The 24,200-nt window shown below is 69.8% G+C and carries 17 protein-coding genes; 8 read left to right on the top strand and 9 right to left on the bottom strand.

All coding sequences use genetic code 11. The features are described from left to right. The 3 genes from AC07OC_RS22200 to AC07OC_RS22210 all read right to left on the bottom strand — a co-directional run bounded on the left by AC07OC_RS22200 (position 1) and on the right by AC07OC_RS22210 (position 4,396). Positions 1-1,293 carry an MFS transporter gene (locus tag AC07OC_RS22200; RefSeq protein ID WP_369641217.1) on the bottom strand — a complete coding sequence of 431 codons (1,293 nt, stop codon included), beginning with the start codon at positions 1,291-1,293 and terminating at the stop codon, positions 1-3. A 341-nt stretch (positions 1,294-1,634) separates the two neighbouring features. Then, positions 1,635-2,399 (bottom strand): response regulator, encoded by a 765-nt coding sequence (locus tag AC07OC_RS22205; protein ID WP_492245696.1) that lies wholly within the window; start codon positions 2,397-2,399, stop codon positions 1,635-1,637. Further along, on the bottom strand, positions 2,396-4,396 hold the full coding sequence (locus AC07OC_RS22210; RefSeq protein ID WP_255591675.1) for a type IV pili methyl-accepting chemotaxis transducer N-terminal domain-containing protein: 2,001 nt from the start codon (positions 4,394-4,396) through the stop codon (positions 2,396-2,398). Before AC07OC_RS22210 ends, AC07OC_RS22205 begins: the two co-directional genes overlap by 4 nt. A 72-nt stretch (positions 4,397-4,468) precedes the next feature. Here AC07OC_RS22210 and AC07OC_RS22215 point away from each other — a divergent pair, with 72 nt between their 5' ends. Beyond that, positions 4,469-5,365: a ChaN family lipoprotein gene (locus AC07OC_RS22215; RefSeq protein WP_494602255.1), complete on the top strand. Its 897-nt coding sequence runs from the start codon at positions 4,469-4,471 to the stop codon at positions 5,363-5,365. Positions 5,366-5,383: 18 nt separating this feature from the next. On the opposite strand, the gene AC07OC_RS22220 is transcribed toward AC07OC_RS22215, so the two are convergent. Then, complete coding sequence (locus AC07OC_RS22220) at positions 5,384-7,690, bottom strand: putative bifunctional diguanylate cyclase/phosphodiesterase (protein WP_218341371.1); 2,307 nt, start codon at positions 7,688-7,690, stop codon at positions 5,384-5,386. A gap of 53 nt (positions 7,691-7,743) precedes the next feature. Between AC07OC_RS22220 and purU the strand changes: the two genes are divergently transcribed. The 6 genes from purU to AC07OC_RS22250 all read left to right on the top strand — a co-directional run bounded on the left by purU (position 7,744) and on the right by AC07OC_RS22250 (position 14,780). After that, the gene (purU, locus tag AC07OC_RS22225; RefSeq protein ID WP_218297315.1) at positions 7,744-8,595 is read left to right on the top strand and encodes a formyltetrahydrofolate deformylase; all 852 of its coding nucleotides are present in this window, start codon (positions 7,744-7,746) and stop codon (positions 8,593-8,595) included. Positions 8,596-8,608: 13 nt separating this feature from the next. Further along, positions 8,609-9,514: a LysR substrate-binding domain-containing protein gene (locus AC07OC_RS22230; RefSeq protein ID WP_218297316.1), complete on the top strand. Its 906-nt coding sequence runs from the start codon at positions 8,609-8,611 to the stop codon at positions 9,512-9,514. A 205-nt stretch (positions 9,515-9,719) separates the two neighbouring features. Next, positions 9,720-11,714 (top strand): UvrD-helicase domain-containing protein, encoded by a 1,995-nt coding sequence (locus AC07OC_RS22235; protein ID WP_494602257.1) that lies wholly within the window; start codon positions 9,720-9,722, stop codon positions 11,712-11,714. 189 nt (positions 11,715-11,903) lie between these two features. After that, positions 11,904-13,403 carry an FAD-linked oxidase C-terminal domain-containing protein gene (locus AC07OC_RS22240; RefSeq protein ID WP_494602259.1) on the top strand — a complete coding sequence of 500 codons (1,500 nt, stop codon included), beginning with the start codon at positions 11,904-11,906 and terminating at the stop codon, positions 13,401-13,403. 191 nt (positions 13,404-13,594) lie between these two features. Further along, entirely contained in the window at positions 13,595-14,107 is a 513-nt protein-coding gene (locus AC07OC_RS22245; RefSeq protein ID WP_218341368.1) for a hypothetical protein, read from the top strand. 238 nt (positions 14,108-14,345) lie between these two features. Further along, positions 14,346-14,780: a hypothetical protein gene (locus tag AC07OC_RS22250; RefSeq protein WP_218341367.1), complete on the top strand. Its 435-nt coding sequence runs from the start codon at positions 14,346-14,348 to the stop codon at positions 14,778-14,780. 442 nt (positions 14,781-15,222) lie between these two features. On the opposite strand, the gene AC07OC_RS22255 is transcribed toward AC07OC_RS22250, so the two are convergent. Continuing rightward, entirely contained in the window at positions 15,223-16,524 is a 1,302-nt protein-coding gene (locus AC07OC_RS22255; RefSeq protein ID WP_218341430.1) for a DUF445 domain-containing protein, read from the bottom strand. Between the two features lie 136 nt (positions 16,525-16,660). Then, complete coding sequence (locus AC07OC_RS22260) at positions 16,661-16,876, bottom strand: hypothetical protein (RefSeq protein ID WP_218341366.1); 216 nt, start codon at positions 16,874-16,876, stop codon at positions 16,661-16,663. Between the two features lie 436 nt (positions 16,877-17,312). Between AC07OC_RS22260 and AC07OC_RS22265 the strand changes: the two genes are divergently transcribed. Continuing rightward, complete coding sequence (locus AC07OC_RS22265) at positions 17,313-17,738, top strand: XRE family transcriptional regulator (protein WP_218297323.1); 426 nt, start codon at positions 17,313-17,315, stop codon at positions 17,736-17,738. A gap of 186 nt (positions 17,739-17,924) precedes the next feature. On the opposite strand, the gene AC07OC_RS22270 is transcribed toward AC07OC_RS22265, so the two are convergent. The 3 genes from AC07OC_RS22270 to AC07OC_RS22280 form a co-directional block, all read right to left on the bottom strand. Next, complete coding sequence (locus AC07OC_RS22270; protein ID WP_218341365.1) at positions 17,925-19,064, bottom strand: aminotransferase class V-fold PLP-dependent enzyme; 1,140 nt, start codon at positions 19,062-19,064, stop codon at positions 17,925-17,927. A gap of 93 nt (positions 19,065-19,157) precedes the next feature. Further along, the gene (locus tag AC07OC_RS22275) at positions 19,158-22,445 is read right to left on the bottom strand and encodes an acetyl-CoA carboxylase family protein (protein ID WP_494602262.1); all 3,288 of its coding nucleotides are present in this window, start codon (positions 22,443-22,445) and stop codon (positions 19,158-19,160) included. 65 nt (positions 22,446-22,510) lie between these two features. Continuing rightward, on the bottom strand, positions 22,511-24,118 hold the full coding sequence (locus AC07OC_RS22280) for an AMP-binding protein (protein WP_218341364.1): 1,608 nt from the start codon (positions 24,116-24,118) through the stop codon (positions 22,511-22,513). Positions 24,119-24,200 lie beyond the last annotated feature (82 nt).

Consider the following 24,200-nt stretch of genomic DNA (forward strand, 5'->3'; position numbering starts at 1 on the left):
TCAGCGGGCGCCAGCCGGTGCGGCGGCGTTCGGCGAGCCCATGAGACGGGTGTTGCGCACTTCGGTGAAGTACATCCAGATCAGCGAGACCCACACCACGCCGTACATCAGCATGAAAGCGCTGGAGCGGATGCCGGTGAGGTCCATCAGCGCGCCGAACAGGATGGGCAGGATGAAGCCGCCCAGCCCGCCGGCCAGGCCCACGATGCCGCTGATGGCGCCGATGTTGTGGGGGTAGTCGTCGCTGATGTACTTGAAGACACTGGCCTTGCCGAAGGCCCAGGCAATGCCCAGCAGGAACATCAGGCCGGTGAACAGGTAGACGTTCAGCCCGATGTGGAAGGTCTTCGGGCCGTTGACGGTGGCGATGGTGAAGTCGGTCTGCGGGTAGCTCAGCAGGAACAGGCAGATCCAGCTCACCCACATCACCCACCAGGTCACGCTGTGGGCGCCGTACTTGTCAGACAGCATGCCGCCGATGGCGCGCAGCACGCCGCCGGGCAGCGAGAAGCAGGCGGCCAGCAACGCCGCCACGCGGATGTCCAGGCCGAACTCGCCCACGTAGTACTGCACCATCCACAGCGACAGCGCCACGTAGCCGCCGAACACGATGCTGTAGTACTGGCAGTACTTGAGTACCTTGGGATCCTTGAGCGCCTTGAGCTGGTCGGTGAACTTGACGTTGCTTCCCACCAGGTGGGCCGGGTCGCTGTAGCTGAACAGCCAGAACAGCACCAGCGTGCCCAGCATGATGGCCGCGTACACCTGCGGCACCATGGTCCAGCCAAAGGCCACCAGCAGCACCGGGGCCACGAACTTGTTCACCGCCGCGCCCGAGTTGCCCGCGCCGTACACGCCCATGGCCGTGCCCTGGCGGTGCTTGGGGAACCAGCGCGCCACGTAGGGCGTGCCCACCGAGAACGAGCCCCCCGCCAGCCCCACGAACAGGCCGATGGTGAGGAAGTGCCAGTACTCGGTGGCGTAGCCCATCATCCAGATGGCGGGCACGGTGGTCGCCATCACGGCGGCCATCACGATGCGGCCGCCGAAGCGGTCGGTCCAGATGCCCAGCGGCACGCGCACCAGCGAGCCCGTGAGCACGGGCATGGACATGAGCAGCCCGAACTGCGTGGAGTTCAGGTTGAGCATCTTCTTGATGGGGATGCCGATGACGCCGAACATCATCCAGACCATGAAGCAGACGGTGAATGCGAAGGTGCTGACGATCAGCACCGACCAGGCCTGGCGGGTGCGCTGTGGGCTTTCGCCCGGGGGCAAGGTGGTGTGTGCCATTGCGCGGTTCCTCTTCCTTCTTCTCTTTGGGGTATGGCTGTATGGTCCGTTTTCAGGGCCGCCCTGAACATCCTTCGCAAGCACACCCGCGCCACGGCAGAAGGACTAGGCCGGAGGGCGCCGCGAGGCCCGCGCATCGTCCGAAGGAACTATGGACACCGGGGCCGTCTGGGTGCAGCAAAGTCCCCGGCGCGCGCGCACGGGCCGCCAATGCCGGGCCCACCGGGGTTGGATATCGAGAGAAAACAGGCTTTCGCGCTGGATGGACAAGCGCCAGAAGCTACCAATTCAGTAGCAAATCACCGCATGCGGCCACCGGGGATGGCGGCCGTGGGCACCCTCTACTCCGTGCGCTGGCGGTCCGAGGCGTAGACCGCCGCCTGCACGCGCGAGGTGAGGCCCAGCTTGCGCAGGATGTGCTGCACGTGGATCTTCACCGTGGTCTCGGCGATGTCCAGGGTGCGCGCGATTTCCTTGTTGCTCGCGCCGCGCGCGATCTCGCGCAGCACGTCCTCCTCGCGCGGCGAGAGCGGCGCCACACCGCCCGCGGGATCGGCCTGCAGCGGCGCGGGCGCGGACGCCAGGGCGTGGGCTGGCGGCGCCTCGGGCGCGCCTTGCGACTGGAACGCCGCCACCAGCTTGCCCATGAGCTCGGGGCTGACCACCGGCTCGCCGCGTGCCGCGCGGCGGATGGCCTGGGCGAGCAGGTCGCCGTCGATGGTCTTGAGCAGGTAGCCCTGCGCGCCATTGCGCAGCGCGGCGGCCAGGTCCTGCGAATCCTCGCTCACGGTGAGCATGAGCACGCGCGATGCGGGCGCCACTTCGCGCAGCCCCCGGATGGCGTCCACGCCCATCACGCCGGGCAGGTGGTTGTCCAGCAGGATCACCTGGGGCCGCAGTTGGGGCGCCAGGCGCAGCGCCTCGGCGGCGTCGCCCGCCTCGCCCAGCACCAGGAGGCCCGCGTCCTGCCCCAGCAGGGCGATCAGCCCCCGGCGGAACAGCGTGTGGTCGTCCACCACGAGCAGGGTCACCGGCGGCTGCACCGGGGCGTCCGGGTGCGCAGCGACAGGTGCCGGGAAAGGGGCGGTGGTGGTGGTGTTGTTCATGGTGCGTGCGCCGCCACCGGGCTGGTGGCGGCGGCAGAGGGGGTGTCCGCGCCAGGCGGCGTGCCGCGCGAGGCGCGGGCCACGGATGGCGGGGTGGCGGGCGGGTGCGCCGGCGGCGCAGGCATGGGGGCGGCGGCCGTCACCGTGGGCAGCTCGATGCACACGCGCGTGCCCTGGCCCGGCGCGGATTCGACCTGCAGGGCCGCCCCCACGCGCTGGGCCCGCTCGCGCATGATGCCCAGGCCCACGTGCAGCGAGTCGGGCGGCACGCTGGCCACGTCGAAGCCCTTGCCGTTGTCCTGCACCTCGAAGCGCCAGCGCGGGTGCCGGTGCACCAGCAGTTCCACGCGCGTGGCGCCCGAATGCTTGCGCACGTTCGACAGCGCTTCCTGCACCATGTGCAGCACCTGGATCTGCAGGTCCGGCGGCAGCGGCAGCCCATGGCCCACCATGCTGAGCACGGTGGCCATGCCGGTCTGGTGCTCGAACTTGGACAGCGTGGCGCGCAGGGCGGACTCGATGTCCTCCTCGCTGGTGCGCGTGCGAAAGTGCACCAGCAGCTCGCGCACGTCGGCATAACACTCGCGCACGCCCACGTCCAGCTCGCCGATGCTGCGGTCGCGCTTGGCCTCGTCGCCGCGCGCCACCGCGTCGCGCAGCAGCTGGGTCTGGATCTTGAGGAAGGCCAGCGACTGCGCGATGGAGTCGTGCAGCTCGCGCGCCAGCAGGCTGCGCTCCTCGGCCACCGCCGCCTCGCGCTCGAGCGCCGTCGCGCGCAGGCCCTCCATGGCGCTGGCCAGGTGGCGCGTCATGGCTTCGAGCAGGTCGCGCAGCTCGTCGGTCAGCTCGACCTGGGAGCGGAAGAACAGGTCCACCTCGCCCAGCAGGCGCTGCTGCATCTGCACGGGGATGGTCACCATGGTTTCAAAGCCCGCTTCGCGGCAGTGGGGCAGCGCGACGTGGGTGGACGGCGTGATGGGAATGACCCGCGTGCGCGCCTGGGCCTGGGGCTGGCCGCACAGGCAGCTGCCCGTGTGCAGGCAGTGCTCACCGTCGGCCATGGAGCGCGGCAGGCCGTCACCGGCCAGCAGCACATAGCGTTCGTTGGCCTCGTTGGACCAGCGCACGGCCGCCGCGTCGGCCCCGGCCACGCGGCGGATCTGCTGCACGAAGCCCTGGGCCAGCAGCTCCAGGCTGCCCGCGGTGGACGCCAGCGCGCTCACCTCGTACAGCGCGGCCAGGCGCTGGTTCTTCACGGCGATGCTGGCGGTCTTGTCGCGCACCTTGTGCTCCAGCTCGTCGTGCGAGGCCTGCAGCGCGTGCGCCATGAGGTTGAAGCCCGCCGAGAGCTGGCCGAACTCGTCATCGGTATCGACCGGCAGGCGCGTGCCCAGCTCGCCCTGGCGCAGCCGGGCCTGGGCCTGCTGCAGGCGCGCCACGGGGTTGATGACGAGCAGGTAGCTCACGGCCATGAAGGTCACGGCTGCCACGATGGCCAGCGCCATCATGAACAGCTGGAACAGGTGCAGCGCGGCCGTCCAGCCCGCGATCTGCAGCTCGATCGCGTCGACGAAGCCGTCCACCTGCTGCACGAACGCGTCGGCCTGCGCCAGCGTGCGCGCGCGGTCGGGTGGCTGCGTGGCCACCCAGCCGCTGCGCGCCTGCGCCCACTGCGCGCGGATCGCGTCGAAGCGCGTGCGCGTCTCGGCGCTCCAGGGCACGAACAGCGGCCGCGAAGGATCGCCCGTGCGCAGCAGCTCCAGGCTCGCATCGAACAGGCGGGCGCGCTCCTGCACCGCCTCGGGCGGTTCGGTCTGCAGCACCAGCACCATGCGCAGCATGTTCATGCGCAGCCGGCCCGCCTCATTGACGGCGGCCGCGCCGCCCTCCAGCTTCCAGGTCACCCACAGCGTGAGGCTGATGGAGGCCAGGGCCACGAGCAGAAAGCCTCCACCCATCGCCAGGAGCTTGGTGGTCAGGGTGGGCTTGGAGCGCATCGGCCCAGTGTAGGCAGGGGGTTCGCCCGAAGTCTTGACCTGCGTCAAGTCGCGGCCGCGTAGCATCGCCCCATGCACACACAGCACCCGACCACCTTTGCACCGTCTTCGGCCCCGGCCCGTGGCCGCTGGCGGGCTTGTACGCTGGCCTGGGCCGCCGCCACGGCGGCGGCGCTGAGCGCCTGCGCCAGCCCTGAATCCAGCGCCCCGGTGTCGCCCGCCGCCTGGCCCGCGCGCCTTGAGGCCCTGCTGCCCGCCGACGTGCTGCTGCTGGGCGAAAAACACGATGCCCCCGAGCACCAGCGCCTGCAGCGCGAGGCCGTGCAGTGGCTGGCGGCGCGCGGACAGCTGGCGGCCCTGGTGCTGGAGATGGCCGAGCGCGGGAACGGCACCACCGGCCTGCCCCGTGGCGCCACCCCGGACCAGGTGCAGGCCGCCCTGCAATGGAAGGACGCCGCCTGGCCCTGGCAGGCCTATGGCCCCGTGGTGATGGCCGCCGTGGCCGCCGGCGTGCCGGTGCTGGGCGGCAACCTGCCGCGCGCGGGCATGCGCGCGGCGATGGGCGAATCCGCGTGGGACCGGCACCTGCCCGCCGCCGCGCTGCAGCGCCAGCACGAGGCGCTGCGCGAGGGCCACTGCGGCCTGCTGCCCGAGGCGCAGATCGCCCCCATGGCCCGCATCCAGATCGCGCGCGACGCCAGCATGGCCCGCACCGCGCGGGAGGCCCTGCGGCCCGGCCAGACCGTGCTGCTGGTGGCCGGCGGCGGCCATGTGCTGCGCAGCCTGGGCGTGCCCACGCACTGGCCCTCGAATCTCAGGTCAAAGGTGGCCCTGGCCCAAGCAGGAAAAGCGCAGGAAGCTATCAAAAACGAAGCAGATGCGGTGATCGAGACCCCCGCCCCGCCGCCCCGAGACCATTGCGCGGAACTGCGCCAGCAATGGGGCCAGGGCGCGCGCACGGGCGGCTGACGACGGCAGGGCGGGCGTTCAGCGCGGCTCGCCACGCTCCCGCAGCAGCGCGGCGAACCCGTCGGCGGGCAGCGGGCGGCTGCACAGGTAGCCCTGGTAGGCGTCGCATCCGCGCGCCTTCAGGAAGGCCAGCTGGCCCTCGTCCTCCACCCCCTCGGCCAGCACCGACAGCCCCATGCTGTGCCCCATGGCGATGATGGCCGCGCTGATGGCCATGTCATCCGCGCTTTGGGGGATGTCGCGGATGAAGCCCTGGTCGATCTTGAGCACGTCGATGGGAAAGCGCTTGAGCTGCGCGAGCGATGAGTACCCCGTGCCGAAGTCGTCCACCGCGATCCGCACGCCCACGCTGCGCAGCCGCATCAGCACCTGGCGCGCCTCCTCGGTGCGCTCGGCCAGCGCGGACTCGGTGATCTCCAGCTCCAGCAATTCGCTGGGAAAACCCGAGTCGGCCAGCGCCGCCGAGGTGCACCCCGCCAGGTCGGTCAGGTGGAACTGGCGGGGCGATACGTTGACGGCCAGCGTCAGGTCGGGCAGGCCCTCGGCGCGCCACTGCTGGCCCTGGCGGCAGACCTCGCGCAGCACCCATTCGCCCAGCGGGCCGATCACGCCCGAGGTTTCGGCCACGGGGATGAAGCGCGCGGGCGAGATCAGCCCCTCCTCGGGGTCGTTCCAGCGCACCAGCGCCTCGGCCCCCAGGATGCGCCCGCTGGCGATGTCCACCTGCGGCTGGTAGTGCATCTGCAGATGGCCCTGGGCCAGCGCCAGGCGCAGGCGCGATTCGAGCGCGAGCCGCTCGCGCGCGGCCTGGGTCATGGCTTCGTGGAAGAAGCACCACGCGCCCCGGCCCCGGGCCTTGGCGCCGTACACCGCAGCGTGCGCGCCCTGCAGCAGCAGTTCGGTGGTGGCGGCGTGTTCGGGGAACATGCAGATGCCCACGCTCACGCCGGCCACCACCTCGAAGCCGTCGGGCGAGCGCCAGGGCTCGGCCACGGCGGCGATGAGGTGGCGCGCCACGGCCGCAGCGCCGTCCGCATGGCGCAGGTGGCGCGCCACCACGGCCAGCTCGTCGCCGGCCAGCCGCCCCAGCACGTCGCCGGGCCGCAGGGCCGACTGCACCTGCCGCGCGATGTGCTTGAGCACCTCGTCGCCCGTCGTGTGGCCGTAGCTGTCGTTCACGTCCTTGAAACGGTCCAGGTTGAGCAGCAGCACGGCGATGTGCTCGCCGCTGGCGCGCGCCTCCTGCACCACCTGCTCCAGCTGGTGGCCGAACCAGGCGCGGTTGGACAGCCCCGTGAGCGCGTCGTTGTGCGCCAGGAATTCCAGCTGCCGCTGGTGCGCCTTCTCCTCGGAGATGTCGGTGAACATGCACACGTAGTGCGTGACCTCGCCCGCCGGGTCGCGCACGGCCGACAGCGACATGTGCTCGGGGAAGACCTCGCCGCTCTTGCGCCGGTTCCAGATCTCGCCCTGCCAGTGGCCCGTGCGCCGCAGCGTGCTCCACAGGGCCTCGTAGAACGCCTTGTCGTGCCGGCCGGACTTGAACACGCGCGGCGTCTTGCCCAGCAGTTCCTCCTCGGTATAGCCCAGGAGCCGCGTCACGGCCGCGTTGGCGGACAGGATGCGGCTGTGCGCATCGGTGACCACCACGCCCTCGATGGTGTTGTCCACCACCGTGGCGGCCAGCCGCTGGCGGGCCTCGCTGGTCTGCAGCGCGGCCCGCGCGGCCTTGATCTCGTCCAGGTCCTGCACCACGCAGACCAGGTGGGCGGGCTCGTCGCCCGCTTCGGGGATCTGCGTCACGGTGCACAGCACCGGCACCCCGCGCGTCCCGCCGGGCCGCCGGCACTCGCGCTCGTCCACGCAGTGGTCGATCTCTCCCGCCAGCAGGCGCACCAGCTGGGCGGTGGCCCCCTCGGGGTCGGGGGACTGCATCACATCGTGGAAATTGAGGTGGCGCACCTGCGCCAGGGACACGCCCAGCAGCTCGCACAGCCGCTCATTGGCCCAGAGGAAGCGGCCGTCCGGCGCCACGCGCGCGAAGCCCGCGGGTGCATGGCGCACCACCTGGGCCAGCTCCCGGGCCATGGCCCAGCGCACCTTCTCGGCGTAGCGCATGCGCCGCAGCATGCACCAGGCGAGCACGCTGGTGGCCAGCACATAGCCCCAGCCTTTCCAGGTCTGCCAGTGCGTGAGCTGGGCCGGGTCGGTCACCCAGCGGGCCAGCAGCGCGTCGCCCGCGAACACCCAGGCTACCCCGAGCACCAGGTACAGCAGCATCCCCCGCCAGGGGGCAAGACGCGGGGCATCGCCCGGATTGACCATCGATTCCCTCGTTCCTTGGGCGCCTGTAGCCATGCTGCGACAATTGGGCAGCTATGACGACCAACGCCTACATCCTTACTCTGTCCTGCCCCGACCGCCTCGGGCTGGTGCACGCAGTCTCCGGCTTCCTGCTGGAGCACGGCGGCAACATCGAAGAAGCCGCCCAGTACAACGACCACGCCACCGGCCTGTTCTTCATGCGGGTGCAGTTCGCCTGCGACCAGCATGACCACGCCACGCTCAAGACCCGCCTGGCCAGCTTCGCGGAGCCCCACACCATGCGCTGGAGCCTGCACGCCACGGCCGCCCCCATGAAGACGGTGCTCATGGTCAGCAAGGAAGGCCATTGCCTCAATGACCTGCTGTTCCGCTGGAAAAGCGGCCTGCTGCCCATCGACATCCGCGCCATTGTCAGCAACCACCGCGACTTCTACCAGCTCGCGGCCAGCTACAACGTGCCGTTCCACCACATCCCGGTGACTGCCGCCAGCAAGCCGCAGGCCGAAGCGAAACAGTTGGAGATTATCGAGGCCGAAGGGGCCGAGCTGGTGGTGCTGGCGCGCTACATGCAGGTTCTTTCTCTTGATCTGTGTCAAGCTTTGGCCGGACGGGCGATCAACATCCACCACAGCTTCCTGCCCAGCTTCAAGGGCGCCAAGCCCTATTACCAGGCGCACGACCGGGGCGTGAAGCTCATCGGCGCCACCGCGCACTACGTGACGGCCGACCTGGACGAAGGCCCGATCATCGAGCAGGACGTGGCCCGCGCCGACCACACCGACACGGTGGAAGACCTCACGGCCCGGGGCCGCGACACCGAAAGCCAGGTGCTGGCCCGCGCCGTGAAGTGGCACAGCGAGCACCGCGTGCTGCTCAACGGCCACAAGACCGTGGTTTTCCGCTAGCCCGTTCTGCCCCATGGCCACGGCAGCTCCGTCCTCCTTCCTCAGCAGCGCGGCACGGCGCATCCCGCCGATACAGTGCCTGCTGACGTTTGAAGCCCTGGCCCGCCTGCGCAGCGTGACGCAGACGGCGGACGAGCTGTGCGTGACGCCCAGCGCGGTGAGCCACCGGGTCAAGCAGCTCGAACAGATCCTGGGCGTGCGGCTGTTCGGGCGGGCCGATTTTTCGCTGACCACCGAGGGCAGCGCCTACCTGGCCCACGTGCGCGAGGGGCTGGGCGCGCTGCAGCGGTTTCCGGGGGCCGCTGCGGCGCCCGGGCGCCGGCGGCTCAAGCTGGCCGTGACGCCCACGTTCGCGCGCACCATCCTCATTCCGCGCCTGCGCCAGTTCACCGAGGCCTACCCCGAGATCGACCTGGCGCTGCAGGTGTCCATCCCGCTGCTGGACGTGGTGGCCGAGGACGCCGACCTGATGGTGCGCTTTGGCCCCGGCCACTACGCCGACGTGGAGCATGTGGAGCTGGCCCGCGACGTGGTCACGCCCCTGGCCTCGCCCGCGTTCGTGCGCGAACACGGCCCGTTCGACCGGCCGGAGGACCTGGAGGGCGTGCCCCTGCTGCGCAGCCCGCTGGAGCCCTGGCGCACCTGGTTTGCCGCCACGGGCCTGGACTGGGCCGAGCCCAGCGAGGGCTCGCAGTTCAACGACATCGGCCTGATGTGCGACGGCGCCGCCGCCGGCATGGGCGTGGCGCTGGTGCGCCTGAAGCTCGGGGCGCCGTGGCTGGAGAACGGCACGCTGGTGCGCCTGTTCGACACCGATACGACCAGCCCCCACGCACACTACCTGTGCTGGCGCACGGGCACCATGGACCGCTGGGAGTGCGCGGCGTTCGCCGAGTGGCTGCGCAAGACCATGGCCTGAGCCCTCGCCGCATTCAAGGCCATTCTGGCCCCCAGCGCTTACCTATAAAGCGTCAATAGCTATACATTTTATAGCACACCGAATCCGCCCTGCCCTCCCCTGTGGCGCGCAGGGTCCCAGATTCACGCAGCCCGCCTGACGCCGTCACCCGGCACGCGCCTCTCGCCTGTCCTGTCTCTTGACCTCTCCACCATCTCACCACGCCGTGCCACAAGACGCCCACTTCAAGAAGAGATACCCCACGCTGGAGCAGAACGCGGTGCTCAACGCCACGGCGAGCGCGGTGCTGGTCAACGCGCTCGCGGGCACGGGCAAGACCACCACCCTGGCCATCAAGGCCGCCGACCTCCTGCGCACCCAGGGCGCAAGCCGCATCCTGATGCTCGCGTATTCGGAGGCCGGGCTGGCCGCCATTGCGCAGCGCCTGGAAAAGCTCGTTCCGGCCATTCCGCGCCAGGTGCAGATCATGACCGTGGAGCAGCTGTGCGCCACCGTGCTCAAGGAACAGGGCGACGAGCTGGTGCGTGTCACCGAGCCCCTGCAAAAGAACCTGCTGGTCCGCCAGGCCCACACCGCGCTGCTCCAGGACCCGGCGCTGGACAGGGCGCCCGAGGCCGGCGACTTCCTGTCGCGTGAACTGGACGTGCAGGCCTTCGCCGACTTCGAGGCCCGGGCCAAGCAGCAACTGCTGCTGCGCGACATGGACCGCTCGGACCTCGGCGCCCTGCCCTACTGCCGCGAGCACCAGCTCGACTACGGGCTCTACCAGCTGCTGGTGAAGTACGAACGCCTGCGCCGGGGGCTGAACCACGAGCCGCATTTCTACGCACCGGGCGACTGCACGTATGAAGTGGCCACGCAGCTCGGGGAGCTGGATTTCGGCGATGCCTTCGCGCCGCTGCAGGGGCGCTTCGATGCGGTGCTGTTCGATGAGCTGCAGGACCTGGACGAAGCCGCCATGCTGGTGCTGCGGCATCTGGTGCAGGGCGGCAACGGTCTGTTCGTCGGCGCGGGAGACTTCAACCAGCACATCCTGCCCGGCGCGTTCTCCGTCTTCGGCGACAGCCTGGCCCGCATCCGGCAGGAGCTGCCCGCGGACACCCAGGTGGTCGCCCTCAACACCACCTACCGCTTCGGCAACGCCATCTGCCAGGGGCTGAACCCCCTGTTCGGCGTGGAATTTGCCGCGCACTACCCCACCAAGCCCTCCGCGTTCGAGCGGCGCAGCTACACCGACGACGAGGATTGCGCCCGGCAACTGCTGGCGATCCACGACGCCGTGCTGCACCAGCAGCCCCCCGCGCCCGGCGGCACCACGCCCCCTCCTTGCCTGAACGTGGTGCTGCGGTCGCCGGAAGACTCCATCCTGCTGGAATGGATGTTCGCCCACGAAGGCGTGCACTACGCCTGCTTGGGGCTGAAGCGCTTCTACCAGCGCCGCGAGATCGCCCTGGTGCTGGCCATCATGGGGGCCATGCAGGGCTGCGGCACCGGCGTGCGGCTCACGCAGGGCATTCTGAGCAGCGCCATGGAAGGCCTGCTGCGCTACGTGCGGCGCGGCAGCCAGCCGGACCAGGACGTGCTGGCCAACGGCGCGTTCGACATGCAGGCGCTGGTGGAGGACTCCCCCGTCGAAATGGACACCCGCGCCGTGGCGGCGGAACTCATCGACAGGCAGGACCTGGTGCGCCGGTTTCTGGTGCGCGCCAGCTTCAACCCCCAGGCCCCGGTGGCGTCCCCCGTGTGCGAACAATTGCTGGCCTTGCCCCCCGAAGCCTGCGCCGACGCGGGGCAGCTGTGCGCGCACCCGCTGGTGCACCGCTTCTTCGCGCAGGCGCCCATCAGCCCGCAGGAGCTGCGCTACTGCAGGGACAGCCTGGCGGCGCTGGCCCGCATCTGCGCCGGCTTGTCCGTGGACGAATTCCTGGGCCGGCTCACGCTCATGGTGCAGGCCAGCATCCACCAGCACACCCAGCAGGAAGCCTCCAGCCTGCAGCTGCTGACGGTGGAGCGCTGCAAGGGGCATGAATACGACCATGTGGCCGTGCCCCTGGTGGAGCGCGGGCGCTTTCCGCGCAGTGCCGCCCGGCAGGAGGCCTATCGCGAACGCAACATGCTGTATGTCGCCATGACGCGCGCCAGCAAACGCCTGTGGCTTCTGGAAGGCAGCCAACGCCCGGTGAGCCCCGGGCCGGTGTGAGGAGGAGGATGAGGAGGGGGGCTGCGGGCCGCCCACCGGCCCAATTCAAGGCAAAGGAGCCTCCAGCGCTTTGTCCATATGCGCCAGCCGCTCATTGGTTGATAGTAAACGGCCACACCCAGGCCATTTCACAGACCGCTGCAAGAAAACTCACGCTCCCGCGCGCGGGCTTCCTCTACAGTGGCGGCCATGAACACTGCCGCCGAACCCACCACAGCCCTGTCCGAACGCGCCGCACGCCAGGCCGAGGTTGTCCAGGCCCTGAGCCGCGTGGTGCCCGCGCACGCGCTGCTGTGGCACGCCGAAGACACCACCCCCTACGAATGCGACGGCCTCACCGCCTACCGCCAGCGCCCGCTGGTGGTGTGCCTGCCCGAAACATACGAGCAGGTGCAGGCCGTGCTCAAGGCCTGCCACCACCTGCAGGTGCCCGTGGTGGCGCGCGGCGCGGGCACGGGCCTGTCGGGCGGCGCCATGCCGCATGCCCTGGGCGTCACGCTCTCGCTCGCCAAGTTCAACCGCATCCTCGACCTCGACCCGGTGAGCCGCACGGCCGTGGTGCAGTGCGGCGTGCGCAACCTGGCCATCAGCGAGGCCGCCGCGCCCTACGGCCTGTACTACGCGCCCGACCCCAGCAGCCAGATCGCCTGCACCATCGGCGGCAACGTGGCAGAGAACTCGGGCGGCGTGCACTGCCTGAAATACGGCCTCACGGTGCACAACGTGCTCAAGGTGAAGGGCTTCACGGTGGAAGGCGAGCCGGTGGAGTTCGGCAGCGATGCGCTGGACACCCCTGGCTACGACCTGCTGGCCGCCGTGATCGGCAGCGAAGGCATGCTCGCGGTGATCACCGAGGTGACGGTGCGCATCATCCCCAAGCCCATGCTGGCGCGCTGCATCATGGCCAGCTTCGACGACGTGCGCAAAGCGGGCGACGCCGTGGCGGCCGTGATCGCCGCCGGCATCATCCCCGCCGGCCTGGAGATGATGGACAAGCCCATGACCGCCGCCGTGGAAGATTTTGTGCACGCAGGCTACGACCTCACGGCCGAAGCCATCCTGCTGTGCGAAAGCGACGGCACGCCGGAAGAGGTGGAAGAAGAAATCGGCCGCATGAGCGACGTGCTGCGCGCGGCGGGTGCCACCGCCATCTCGGTCAGCCAGGACGAGGCCGAACGCCTGCGCTTCTGGAGCGGCCGCAAGAACGCCTTCCCCGCCAGCGGCCGCATCAGCCCCGACTACATGTGCATGGACTCGACCATCCCGAGGAAGCGCCTGGCGGACATCCTGCTGGCCATCCAGGAGATGGAAAAGAAATACCAGCTGCGCTGCGCCAACGTGTTCCACGCGGGCGACGGCAACCTGCATCCGCTGATCCTGTTCGATGCGAACGATGCCGACCAGCTGCACCGCTGCGAACTGTTCGGCGCCGACATCCTGGAGACCAGCGTGGCCATGGGCGGCACGGTGACGGGCGAGCATGGCGTGGGCGTGGAGAAGCTCAACAGCATGTGCGTGCAGTTCACGGCCGAGGAAAACGCGCAGATGTTCGGGCTCAAGCACGCGTTCGACCCGGCGGGGCTGTTGAACCCGGGGAAGGTGATCCCCACGCTGAACCGGTGTGCGGAGTACGGGAAGATGCTGGTGCGCGGGGGGCAGATCAAGCATCCGGAATTGCCGAGGTTTTGAGTGGTGGCGACCCGCCCCCTCCGGCAACGCGGGATTGATTTCTCGGCCCTACGACCGGCCACAAAACGGCGGGCCACGCGGCAGAATCTAGTCAACGCAAGCTGCGCCAAGCGCTTCATCCTTCGAGTTCTTCCATTCGTGCGTTAGTCGCGAATTCCAGCGGAATTGCGGCTCACCTAAAAGTTAGCCACATGTCAAACACAACCGCATCCTTCGCCAGAGCTTCAAGCGCCAAGGCGTTTCTCTGCCTTCTGTTCAGGCATGAGAAGTATCTAGACTGGGCTGTTTCTCACCGCATGGCAATCAACCTTGAGGCTCAGGATCTGCGACTGGCCTTTGACGCAGGCAAGTTCCCCCCCGCAGGGTGGGAGGTTGATGCCCGCTTGGATGCGGCCGTCCATGCCCACGAGCTGAAGCGAGGATTGTTCTCGGCCCTCGCTACAACACTTTCTTTTGCAGCTGCAGGCCTTGCCCTAGCTGCAATTTCTGGCAAGGTTCATCCGGGTCTACCTTGGGATTGGGGCAAAGTACTCAGCGTGGCAGGAGGACTCCTCGCCGCTTGGGCCACGCTATTTGAACTAGGCGGGTACCGCGAAACCTTTAGTGGAGAGTTGTTGCATGAGCAATTGCGACCGTTCTTCTTCCGGGCAGCATTTCTGCCCGGACTCTTCTTCGCAACCGCTGGGCAGTTATGGTGGCAATGAGAGAGGATTGAGCCGGTCGCACTAGGCGAATCGCGTCGGCAGATCGCCGTTCGCCGTTCGCCGTTCGCCGTTCGCCGTTCGCCGTTCGCCGTTCGCCGTTCGCCGTTCGCGGTTCGCGGTTCGCGGTTCAGCTTCACGGCTCAACGACAGCCCCTTGGTACCAGTGACAGTTCGTGGCGGATTGCATCCAGCAAAATCCCCGACAATCCGCAGCCCCAACCGTCCACCCTCCCCAACCATGCCCAGCGACTCCGCCTCCACCCTCCTCCAATCCGGCAACGCCCTCGTCGCCCAGGCGCAGGCCGTGGCCACGCAAGACTTTGCCGCAGCGCGGGCGCTGTGGCGGGAGGCGGGCGTGTTGTTTCAACGGGCGCACGACGCCGACCCCACGCAACATGCTGCGGCATTTCGCCTGGGGCAGGCGTGGGTCGCAGAGGCCCATGCGCTGCAGAAAGAAGGATCAGAAGATGCGACCGCGATGTGGCGCCAGGCGGCGCTGCAGTGCGAGGTGGCCTTTGCGCTCGACCCGCACCATGCAGTGACGGCCATGCACATCGCCAGTTGCTACGCCTGGGCGCAGGACGCCGAGGCCAAACAGGCGTGGGCGCAGATTGCGCAGCATCTGCAGGAAGAACACGCGGCCAACATGGTGGCGGATCAGGCAGCACGCTAGCTGACGCAGCCCAGCCGCGGCCGAGCAAAGCGATGGCCCGTGTGGCTGTTCGGCTGTTGGCTGTTCGGCTCCCACCCCCTGCTGGCTGCGCCTGCGGCGGGGCGGTTGCGGGGTGAGCATGGGCGTCGCAGCGCCCATGCCTCGTGCTCTGACTCGCTGTGGTTGTCCGAGCGGCGCGCCGCAGGCGCAAAGCGAGTTCCACGGCGCACCCCGCAACCGCCCCGCCGCAGGTTTGCCCCTTCGCACAGCGAAGGGGTCGCAGACTGGGGGTCGCCCTTTCTTTGGTGACTTTCTTTCGGCGACGCGAAAGAAAGTTACTCGCACGCCGGGCGACTCCCGGCCTCAGCCCCGAAACCAGGCATGCGCCTAAAACGACCTACAGGCCCAGGCTTCGACTAGCTCAGCCCTAACGGTCGGCGAAGTGCGATGACGTCCCTAAAACTCAGCCGCCCACCACCGCCCGCCAAATCTCCCCCGCGTGCGACACCGCAAACAGCACCAGCCCGATCAACCCACCCACCACCGTCCCGTTGATCCGGATGTACTGCAGGTCCTTGCCGATGTTCAGCTCAATCAGCCGCGTCATCTCCTCGGTATCCCAGCGCCGCACCGTGTCCTCGATGTGCTGCGCCACGAACTGCGACACCTCCGGCGCCAGCCCCCGCACCCACTCCTCCAGCCGCGCATTGAGCGACTGCCGCAGCGCCGCATCCCCCGCCAGCGACTGACCCAGCCACTGCCCCAGGTTGCGCACCTGCCGCGCCAGCACCGAATCCGAGTCGGCCAGATCGCGCTGCAGCGCCCCGCGCAGGTCCTGCCACAGCGCCTGCACATAGCCACCCACCGTGGCATCGGTCTGCAGCCAGGCGCGGATCTCTTCGCCCTTGCGCGCCCAATCGGGGTCGCCGCGCAGGCGCTCGATGAAGCGCTGCACCGCTGCGTCGAACTGCGCGCGCAAGGCGTGCTGCGGGTTGGCGGCCACATCGGCCATCACGCTCTCCAGCGCGCGCGCCAGCAGGGCCGAGCCCTTGTCGCCCAGCCAGTCGCTGGGCAATAGCCTCTCGGTGCGCGGGTGGTCCTTCTTGAGCCAGGCCACGATGGTCTGCGCCACCCAGGCACGGGTCTGCTCGTTCTGCAGCAGCTCGATGAGCTTGCCCAGCACGTCGTCCAGCAGCGCCTGGTGGCGGCCGTTGTGCGTGAGGGTGTCGAGCACCGCCGCCAGGGCCCGCGACATGTCCACCTGCCCGATCAATGCGCGCGCCGCCTTCTGAATGAAGCGCTCCACCTGCGCGTCCTGCACCGTCTCGAGCGCGGCCGACGCCAGGCGGGTGGCCTGGTGGCCCAGGAGCGCGGCGTTGCCGGGTGCCGTGAGCCACTGCGCCAGCCGCTCGGCGGGGTCGTGCCGGCGGATCAGCGCCACCAGCGAGGGCACGTCCAGGAACTTGTCGCGCACGAAGACCGCCAGGTTGCGGCCGATGCGCGCCTGGTTGCGCGCGATGACCGCCGTGTGCGGGATCGGCAGGCCCAGCGGGCGGCGAAACAGCGCCACCACCGCGAACCAGTCGGCCAGCGCGCCCACCATCGCGGCCTCGGCCACGGCCTTCAGGCAGTTCAGCCACAGGCCGCGCTCCACCACGCTGGTGGCCACGAACACGGCCGACACCAGCACCAGCAGCCCGAGGGCGTGGCGCCTCGCACGTTGCAGGGCAAGGGCTTGTGGCAGCGGTTCGGATTCCGGGGTCATGGCATCGGACAGGCAGCATGCGAGCGGGCGGGGCGGCCGGCCGGCGGGGGATTCAAGATGCATTCACCCTACCATGCCCGGCCCCGGCGCATGCCCCGTCTCCACTCGCGCCCCGGCCGTCCAGGCGCACCCACTGTCATTCGCGGGGCGCGGGCTCCCTGGCCAGGATGCCGCGCGCGGCGCGCTCCTCCTCCCGCAGCTCCCGCAACCGCCGCACGTTCGCCAGGATCATCTGCCGCTGGGCGGGCGTCAGGATGAGCCGCTGGCGTTCACGGTCGTCCACGTGCGGGGCGGGCACCACTGCCGCCACCGCCGCCACCGGCCGGGCGCCGTCCTGCGAACAGCCCCCCACGGGATGGTCCCGCCCTGCGCAGGGCGGCAGCGATCCTTCGCGGGGGTGGCGGGGGCCGCTGCTGCACACGTCCCGACCCCCTGTCAGTGCGGCAGCCCGCGCACCGCGGGCGTGACCGCCGCGCAAGTACATGGGTGACTGTGGCGCAATGCAGAACCCCGCACAATGGGGCGGAGGCCGGGCCACCCGCGCGGCCGCCGCCCGCCCGGCAGGGCTGCCGCGCGCATGCAGGCACCGGGAAACCAGCCCACCCGCTCCCGCCGGGCTTCCCAGGTTTCCATCCTTCGGTGTTCGACAGCCACGCCACCCTCCTTGCAAGGCCGCTCGTTGCCCCTGAATTGGCGGGCAGACCCGCTACGTAACCAACGAGCAAATTGATTGCGTGACTATATACAAGAATCACCGCGACTCCTGCGCGCCTTTTTAGTGTGACTGCATGCAGGATGCAAAAAGACAGTTTGCGGACCGGTTACGCAAGGCGATGATGGACGCCGGCTATGAACCCAGGCCGGCGGTGCTGGAGCGCGAGTTCAACACCCGCCACTGGGGCAAGCCCATGACGCTGCACGGCGTGCGCCGCTGGCTGCTGGGCGAGACCATGCCCGACCACAAGAAGCTCACCACCCTGGCCGAATGGCTGCAGGTGCCGGTGCAGCAGCTGGGCTACGGCGATGCAGAGCCCCTGCGCGTGCGGGAGCGGCAGGCGCAGTGGCATGCGGGCCTGGGCTACCAGGACCGCGAGCTGTTCGACATCTACCTGCGCCTGCCCGTGCCCAAGCGGCGCCTCGCGCGCGACGTGATCCTGGCGATCGCGCGCGCCCACGCGGCCGAAGAGGCCGAGCGCGAAACCCAGGCCCCCTAGGGATTCTCTGGACGAACGAATCACCGCGCCGTGTGCATCTGCGGTCTCGGGCGGTCCGCGGCGCGCACTTGCCGCCCGGTGCGTGCCGAGCCCCCAGGCACCGCCACCGCGCCCGCCACCACGAAAAAAAGCCACCCGCGGGTGGCTTTTTTCAAGAGGCCCGCGAAACACGGGCGGCGGCCCGGTTCAGCCGCGCGGGGCCACCTGGTCGAGCGCGGTGCTCAGGTGGCCCACCGTGCGGTCCACGTTGTGCCACTTCTCCAGACCGAACAGGCCGATGCGGAAGGTCTTGAAGTCCGGCCCCTCGTCGCACTGCAGCGGCACGCCGGCGGCGGTCTGCAGACCCACCTCCATGAACTTCTTGCCGTTCTGGATGCCGGGGTCGGTGGTGTAGCTCACCACCACGCCGGGGGCCTTGAAGCCCTCGGCCGCCACGCTCGGGAAGCCGCGCGACTCGAGCAGCGCGCGCACCTTGGCGCCCAGCTCGATCTGCTCGTCGCGCACCTTGGCAAAACCGTATTCGCGCGTCTCGGCCATCACTTCGGAGAGGCGCACCAGCGCGTCGGTGGGCATGGTGGTGTGGTACGCGTGCTGGCCCTTTTCGTAGCCCTCGGCGATCTGCATCCACTTCTTGAGGTCGCACGAGAAGCTGCTGCTCGTGGTGCCGTCGATGGCCTGGCGCGCGCGCTCGCTGAACATCACCATGGCGCAGCAGGGCGAGCCGCTCCAGCCCTTTTGCGGGGCCGAGATCAGCACGTCCACGCCGGTGGCCTGCATGTCCACCCACATCGCGCCCGAGGCCACGCAGTCGAGCACGAACAGCGCGCCCACCTCGTGGGCCGCGGCCGTCAGGGTGCGCAGGTAGTCGTCGCTCAAGATGATGCCGCTGGCCGTTTCCACATGGGGCGCGAACACGACCTTGGGCTTTTCGGCGCGGATGGTGGCCGCCACTTCCTCGGCCGGGCACGGCGCCCAGGGCGCCTGCGGGCCGCTGCCCTGCGGGCGCGCCTTGCACACCACGGAGCCGCCGCCCAGGCCCTTGTCGGCGTCGAAGATCTGCGTCCAGCGGTAGCTGAACCAGCCGTTGCGCACGATGAGCACCTTCTCGCGATTGGCGAACTGGCGCGCCACGGCCTCCATGCCGAAGGTGCCGCTGCCGGGCACCAGCACGGCGGTGTGGGCGTGGTAGACCTCCTTGAGCGTGGCCAGGATGTCCTGCATCACGCCGGTGAAGCGCTTGGACATGTGGTTGAGCGCGCGGTCGGTGTAGACCACCGAAAACTCGAGCAAACCATCGGGATCGATATCGGGCAGCAGTCCGGGCATGGTGAAAAGTCTCCGTCAAACAGGGGCGCCGCCCCGGCGTGGGGCGGGCAAGGCGGGCCAGCTTAGCATGCAGCGCGCGGCCCGCGCGCGGCCCTACCAGGTGTCCACGAACCGGTGCCCGGGCGGCGCCACCTGCGCCGATGCCAGGCCCCGTGCCAGCCATGCGCGCGTGTCGGCCGGGTCGATCACCGCGTCGATCTCCAGCGTGGTCGCCATGTGCAGCGCCTCGCCGTTGGCGTACGACCTGGCCAGCAGCTTGGCGAACAGCGCGTCGCGCTCGGCGCCCTCGGGCAAGGCCTCCAGCTCCTTGCGGAAACCCAGGCGCACCGCGCCTTCGAGCCCCATGGCCCCGAACTCGCCCGTGGGCCAGGCCACGGTGAACACCGGCGCGTGAAAGCCCCCGGCCGTCATGCCCATGGCGCCCAGGCCGTAGCCCTTGCGCAGCACCACGCTGAAATACGGCACGCGCAGGCTGGCGGCGGTGACGAACAGGCGGCTCACGTGGCGCACCTGGGCCGTGGCCTCCACCTCGGGGCCGACCATGAAGCCGGGCGTGTCCACCAGGCTCACGATGGGCAGGCCGTGCGCGTTGCACAGCTGCATGAAGCGCGCGCCCTTGTCGGCCGCATCGGCGTCGATGGCGCCGCCCAGGTGCAGCGGGTTGTTGGCCAGGATGCCCACGGGGCGGCCCTCGATGCGCGCCAGCGCCGTGTGGATGCCCGCGCCGAAGCCGGTGCGCAGCAGCAGCAGGCTGCCGTCGTCCACCAGGCCGGCCATCGCCGTGCGGGTGTCGTACACGCGCAGGCGGTTCTCGGGCACCACGGAGCGCAGGGCGCGTGCGTCCGGGGCCGTCCAGGCACCGGTGCGCCCCTGGAAGAACGACAGGTAGTGCCGCGCGGCCGCCACGGCCCCGGCTTCGTCATCGACCAGCACGTCGATCACGCCATTGGCATGCTGCACGCGGCTGGGGCCGATGTGCTCGGGTTTGAACACGCCCAGGCCGCCGCCCTCGATCATGGCCGGGCCGCCCATGCCGATGTTGCTGCCGCGCGTGGCGATGATCACGTCGCTGCAGCCCAGCAGGGCCGCGTTGCCCGCAAAGCAGCGCCCAGCCGCGATGCCGATCACCGGCACCTGGCCCGAGAGCGCGGCGTAGCTGGCGAAGGTGTGCACGTGCAGACCGGCCACCACGGGCATGTCGGTATCGCCCGGGCGGCCGCCGCCGCCTTCGGCGAACAGCACCACGGGCAGCTTCTGCGCCAGCGCCACGCCCAGCATGCGGTCGGTCTTGGCGTGGTTGCGCGCGCCCTGGGTGCCCGCGAGCACGGTCGCGTCGTAGGACATGACCACGGCGCGGGACTTCTCGGGCCCGAACAGCGCACCGTTGATGCCGCCGATGCCCGTGACCATGCCGTCGGCGGGCGTGTTGGCGATGAGGTCATCCAGGCTGCGGCGGCGCGTCTGCGCGGCGATGGCCAGCGTGCCGTATTCGATGAAGCTGTCCGCGTCGCACAGGTCGGCGATGTTCTCGCGCGCGGTGCGCCCGCCCTGGGCGTGGCGCCTGGCGATGGCCTCGGGCCGCGCGGCGTCGAGCGTGAAGGCGTGGCGGTCCCGCACGCGCTGCAGGTCGGGGCGAATGGCATCCAGGTCCTGCTGCGCGCCCTGTGCGTCCTGGGCGAGGTCCGCCCCCTCCACGGCATCGAGCACCAGCAGCGGCTGGCCCTGCACGAGGTAGCCGCCCGGCACCGCGAGCAGCGCGCGCACGCGGCCCGCATTCGGCGCCAGCAGCATGTGCTCCATCTTCATGGACTCGAGCACGGCCAGCTCGGCACCCGCGGCCACCACGTCGCCCTCGGACACGCTCAGTTGCACGAGGCGCGCGGGCATGGGAGCGAGCACGGCGCCTTCGGGTGCGGGCGCTGACGGATTTTGGGGGTTTTGAGCGCTAGCGCTTGAATCATATGCGCCAGTAGCTATATTTTTGGTAGCAACCAGCAGTTCTGGCAGCACCGACTCCAGCCAGCGCGTATGCACCTGCTGGCTTTCCATTTCGGGCCGCGCGGCCAGGGCCTGCAGCAGCGCAAGGTTGGTGGCCACGCCACCGATGCGGCACTCGGCCAGCGCGCGTTGCGAGCGGCGCAGCGCATCGGCAAAACGTGGGCTGCGCGTGTGCACGATGAGCTTGGCCAGCAGCGTGTCGTAGTGCGGCGAGGGCGTGGCGCCCGCTGCGCCGTGCGTGTCCACGCGCACGCCGGGGCCGGTGGGAAGGTCGAAGCGGGTGAGCGTGCCGCTGCCGGGGGTGGCACCGCCCTGCGCGTCCAGCGTCTCGGCGTTGATGCGCCACTGCACCGCAAAGCCGCGCACGGCGGGCGGCGCGGCGGGGTCGAGCCCGATGTCTTGCAGCCTGCGGCCGGCCGCCAGCGCGATCTGCGCCTGTACCAGGTCCACGCCGGTCACCTCTTCGGTGATGGTGTGCTCCACCTGCAGGCGCGGGTTGCATTCGATGAACACGAAGGGCACGTCGCTGGAGGCCAGGTCCACCAGGAACTCGAAGGTGCCCAGGCCCTCGTAGGCCACCGCGCGCGCCATGGCCAGCGCGGCGGCGATGATGCGTTCACGCAGCGGCGCGGGCAGCGAAGGGCTGGGCGCGATCTCCACCACCTTCTGAAAGCGCCGCTGCAGCGTGCACTCGCGCTCGCCCAGCGCGACCACGTCCTGGCCGTCGCCCAGCACCTGCACCTCGATGTGGCGCGCGTTGGACATGAGCCGCTCCACATACACGCCGTCCACGCCAAACGCTGCCTGCGCCTCGCTGCGGCAGCGCGCGTAGGCGGCGGGCAGGTCGTCCTGCGCCTGCACGGCGCGCATGCCGCGCCCGCCGCCGCCGCCAATCGCCTTGATCACGATGCCGGCGCCGCCCTGCTGCGCGAAGAAGGCCTGGGCCTCCTCCAGCGACACCGCCGCCTGGGTGCCCGGCATGAGCGGCACGCCCTGCTGCAGCGCCAGCGCGCGGGCCTGCGCCTTGTCGCCGAACAGCGCGAGCTGCGCAGGCGTGGGGCCGATGAAACGCAGGCCGGCCCCGGCGCAGGCGCGCGCGAAGTCGGCGCGTTCGCTCAGGAAGCCGTAGCCGGGGTGCACGGCGTCGCAGCCCTGCGCCTGCGCGATGGCGATGATGCGCGCGCCGTCCAGGTACGCGGCGGGCCCGGTGGCGCCCAGGGCGACGGCGGTGCCCGCGGCCTGCACGTGCGGGCTGGCCGCATCGTCATCGGCAAACACGGCCACGCTGGCGATGCCCAGGTCATGAAGGCCGCGCACGGTGCGCAGCGCAATCTCCCCCCGGTTGGCGACAAGAACTTTGGTGAACAGAGCGGGCGATGGCATGGGGTGTTGCTATGGTTGGTGGAGCTGCCAGCGCAGGATGGGCAAGCGCTGGAATCGTTTCTGGTTCAGAGGTCGCGCAGCAGGCGGCGCAGCACCTTGCCGGCGCCCGTGGCCGGCAGCGCGTCGATGAAGCGCACCTCGCGCGGGGCCTTGTAGGGCGCCATGTTCTCGCGGCACCAGGCCACCAGGGCAGCGGCGTCCACGTCCTGGCCGGGTTTCTTCACGATGAAGGCACGCACCACCTCGCCCTTTTCCGCGTCGGGCACGCCGATGACGGCGGCCTGGGCCACGGCGGGATGCTTGATGAGCAGGGTCTCCACCTCTTCCGGGAACACGCTGTAGCCGGAGACCTTGATCATCTCCTTGAAGCGGCCGATGAAGGTGACGTAGCCGTCGGCATCGATCTTGCCCATGTCGCCGGTGTAGACCCAGCCGTCCCGCAGGGTCTTGGCCGTGGCCTCGGGCTTGTTCCAGTAGCCCTTGAAGTTGCCGGGGCCATGGATGGTGATCTCGCCCACCTCGCCCGTGGCCAGCGGGGCGCCGGTGTCGGGGTCGACGATGCGCAAGGTGTTGCCCGGCACGGGCTTGCCCTGGGTGCCCCAGCGGATCGCGTCCACGGGCATGGCGGTATCCACCGTGTGGGTTTCGCTCAAGCCGTAGGCGGCCTCGTGCGCGATGCAATGGGGCGCGAACTGCCGCCACTGCTGGGCGAGCGCCTCGGTGAAGGTGATGCCAAAGCTCGTGACCGGGTTGCGGCGCAGCGCGCTCCAGTCCATGGCGCGCGCGCCCGGCACCTGCATGAGCGCGCCGTTCATGGGCGCGATGCTGTACCACCAGGTGATGCGGTGGCGCTCCAGCGCCTGGGCCACGCCCAGCGGATCGAAGCGGTACAGCAGCACGGCCGTGGCGCCGGTGTAGACGGGCAGGTTCACGCCCATCACCATGCCGGCGATGTGGTACAGCGGCGCCACCGCGAGCAGCGTCTCCTGCTGCGTCATGCCATTGCAGTCGGCCGACGCGGCGGTCTTGAAGGTGGCGTTGCCGTAGCTCAGCATCGCGCCCTTGGGCAACCCCGTGGTGCCCGAGGTGTAGGTCATGAGCGAGACATCGTCCATGGACAGCGCCACGGGCGCGGGCCGCTGCCCGGTGCGCGTGGCGGCCAGGAAGTCCTCGCAACCCGCGGGGGCTGGCGCCATGGCGGCACGCATGGCCAGCAGCTCGGCGGGCGCGTCGATGCTGAGCGCGCCGTCGGGCAGCAGCTCGGCATAGCGCACCACGAACACGTGCCGCAGCGCCGTGCTGGCGCGCACCTTGTCCACCACGGGCAGCAGCACGTCGGCCGCGACGATCACGCGCGCCTGCAGGTCGGTGAGCTGGTATTCCAGCTCGTGCTCCTTGTTCAGCGGCCCGCAGGGGCAGACGATGGCGCCGATCTTCTGGATGCCGTAGTGCGCCATCACGTACTGCGGGCAGTTGTTCATGAACAGCGCCACGGGCTCGCCCTTGCCCACGCCCAGCGCCTGCAGGCGCGCGGCGAAGGCGTCGCTGGCCGCGTCGAGCTCTGCCCAGGTGACGGGCTGGCCGTACCAGAGGTACGCGGTGCGGTCGGGCGTTTCGCGCGCGTGGCGGCGCAGGTGTTCGTGCAGCGGCAGCTGCGGTGCGGTCTGTGGCATGGCGTTGTCTCCGAGGTGTCTGGAATCGCTGGTTCTAAGGGCTTGCTAAGGGTTTGCGATAGGCACCCCTGCCCGCCAGCGT

The organism is Acidovorax sp. GW821-FHT10E04, assembly GCF_059415185.1.

Bases quoted from the DNA above. Each gene is read 5' to 3' on its own strand.
- AC07OC_RS22200 (WP_369641217.1), bottom strand. From the start codon at position 1,293: ATGGCACACACCACCTTGCCCCCGGGCGAAAGCCCACAGCGCACCCGC.
- AC07OC_RS22205 (WP_492245696.1), bottom strand. From the start codon at position 2,399: ATGAACAACACCACCACCACCGCCCCTTTCCCGGCACCTGTCGCTGCG.
- AC07OC_RS22210 (WP_255591675.1), bottom strand. From the start codon at position 4,396: ATGCGCTCCAAGCCCACCCTGACCACCAAGCTCCTGGCGATGGGTGGA.
- AC07OC_RS22215 (WP_494602255.1), top strand. From the start codon at position 4,469: ATGCACACACAGCACCCGACCACCTTTGCACCGTCTTCGGCCCCGGCC.
- AC07OC_RS22220 (WP_218341371.1), bottom strand. From the start codon at position 7,690: ATGGTCAATCCGGGCGATGCCCCGCGTCTTGCCCCCTGGCGGGGGATG.
- purU (WP_218297315.1), top strand. From the start codon at position 7,744: ATGACGACCAACGCCTACATCCTTACTCTGTCCTGCCCCGACCGCCTC.
- AC07OC_RS22230 (WP_218297316.1), top strand. From the start codon at position 8,609: ATGGCCACGGCAGCTCCGTCCTCCTTCCTCAGCAGCGCGGCACGGCGC.
- AC07OC_RS22240 (WP_494602259.1), top strand. From the start codon at position 11,904: ATGAACACTGCCGCCGAACCCACCACAGCCCTGTCCGAACGCGCCGCA.
- AC07OC_RS22245 (WP_218341368.1), top strand. From the start codon at position 13,595: ATGTCAAACACAACCGCATCCTTCGCCAGAGCTTCAAGCGCCAAGGCG.
- AC07OC_RS22250 (WP_218341367.1), top strand. From the start codon at position 14,346: ATGCCCAGCGACTCCGCCTCCACCCTCCTCCAATCCGGCAACGCCCTC.
- AC07OC_RS22255 (WP_218341430.1), bottom strand. From the start codon at position 16,524: ATGACCCCGGAATCCGAACCGCTGCCACAAGCCCTTGCCCTGCAACGT.
- AC07OC_RS22265 (WP_218297323.1), top strand. From the start codon at position 17,313: ATGCAGGATGCAAAAAGACAGTTTGCGGACCGGTTACGCAAGGCGATG.
- AC07OC_RS22270 (WP_218341365.1), bottom strand. From the start codon at position 19,064: ATGCCCGGACTGCTGCCCGATATCGATCCCGATGGTTTGCTCGAGTTT.
- AC07OC_RS22275 (WP_494602262.1), bottom strand. From the start codon at position 22,445: ATGCCATCGCCCGCTCTGTTCACCAAAGTTCTTGTCGCCAACCGGGGG.
- AC07OC_RS22280 (WP_218341364.1), bottom strand. From the start codon at position 24,118: ATGCCACAGACCGCACCGCAGCTGCCGCTGCACGAACACCTGCGCCGC.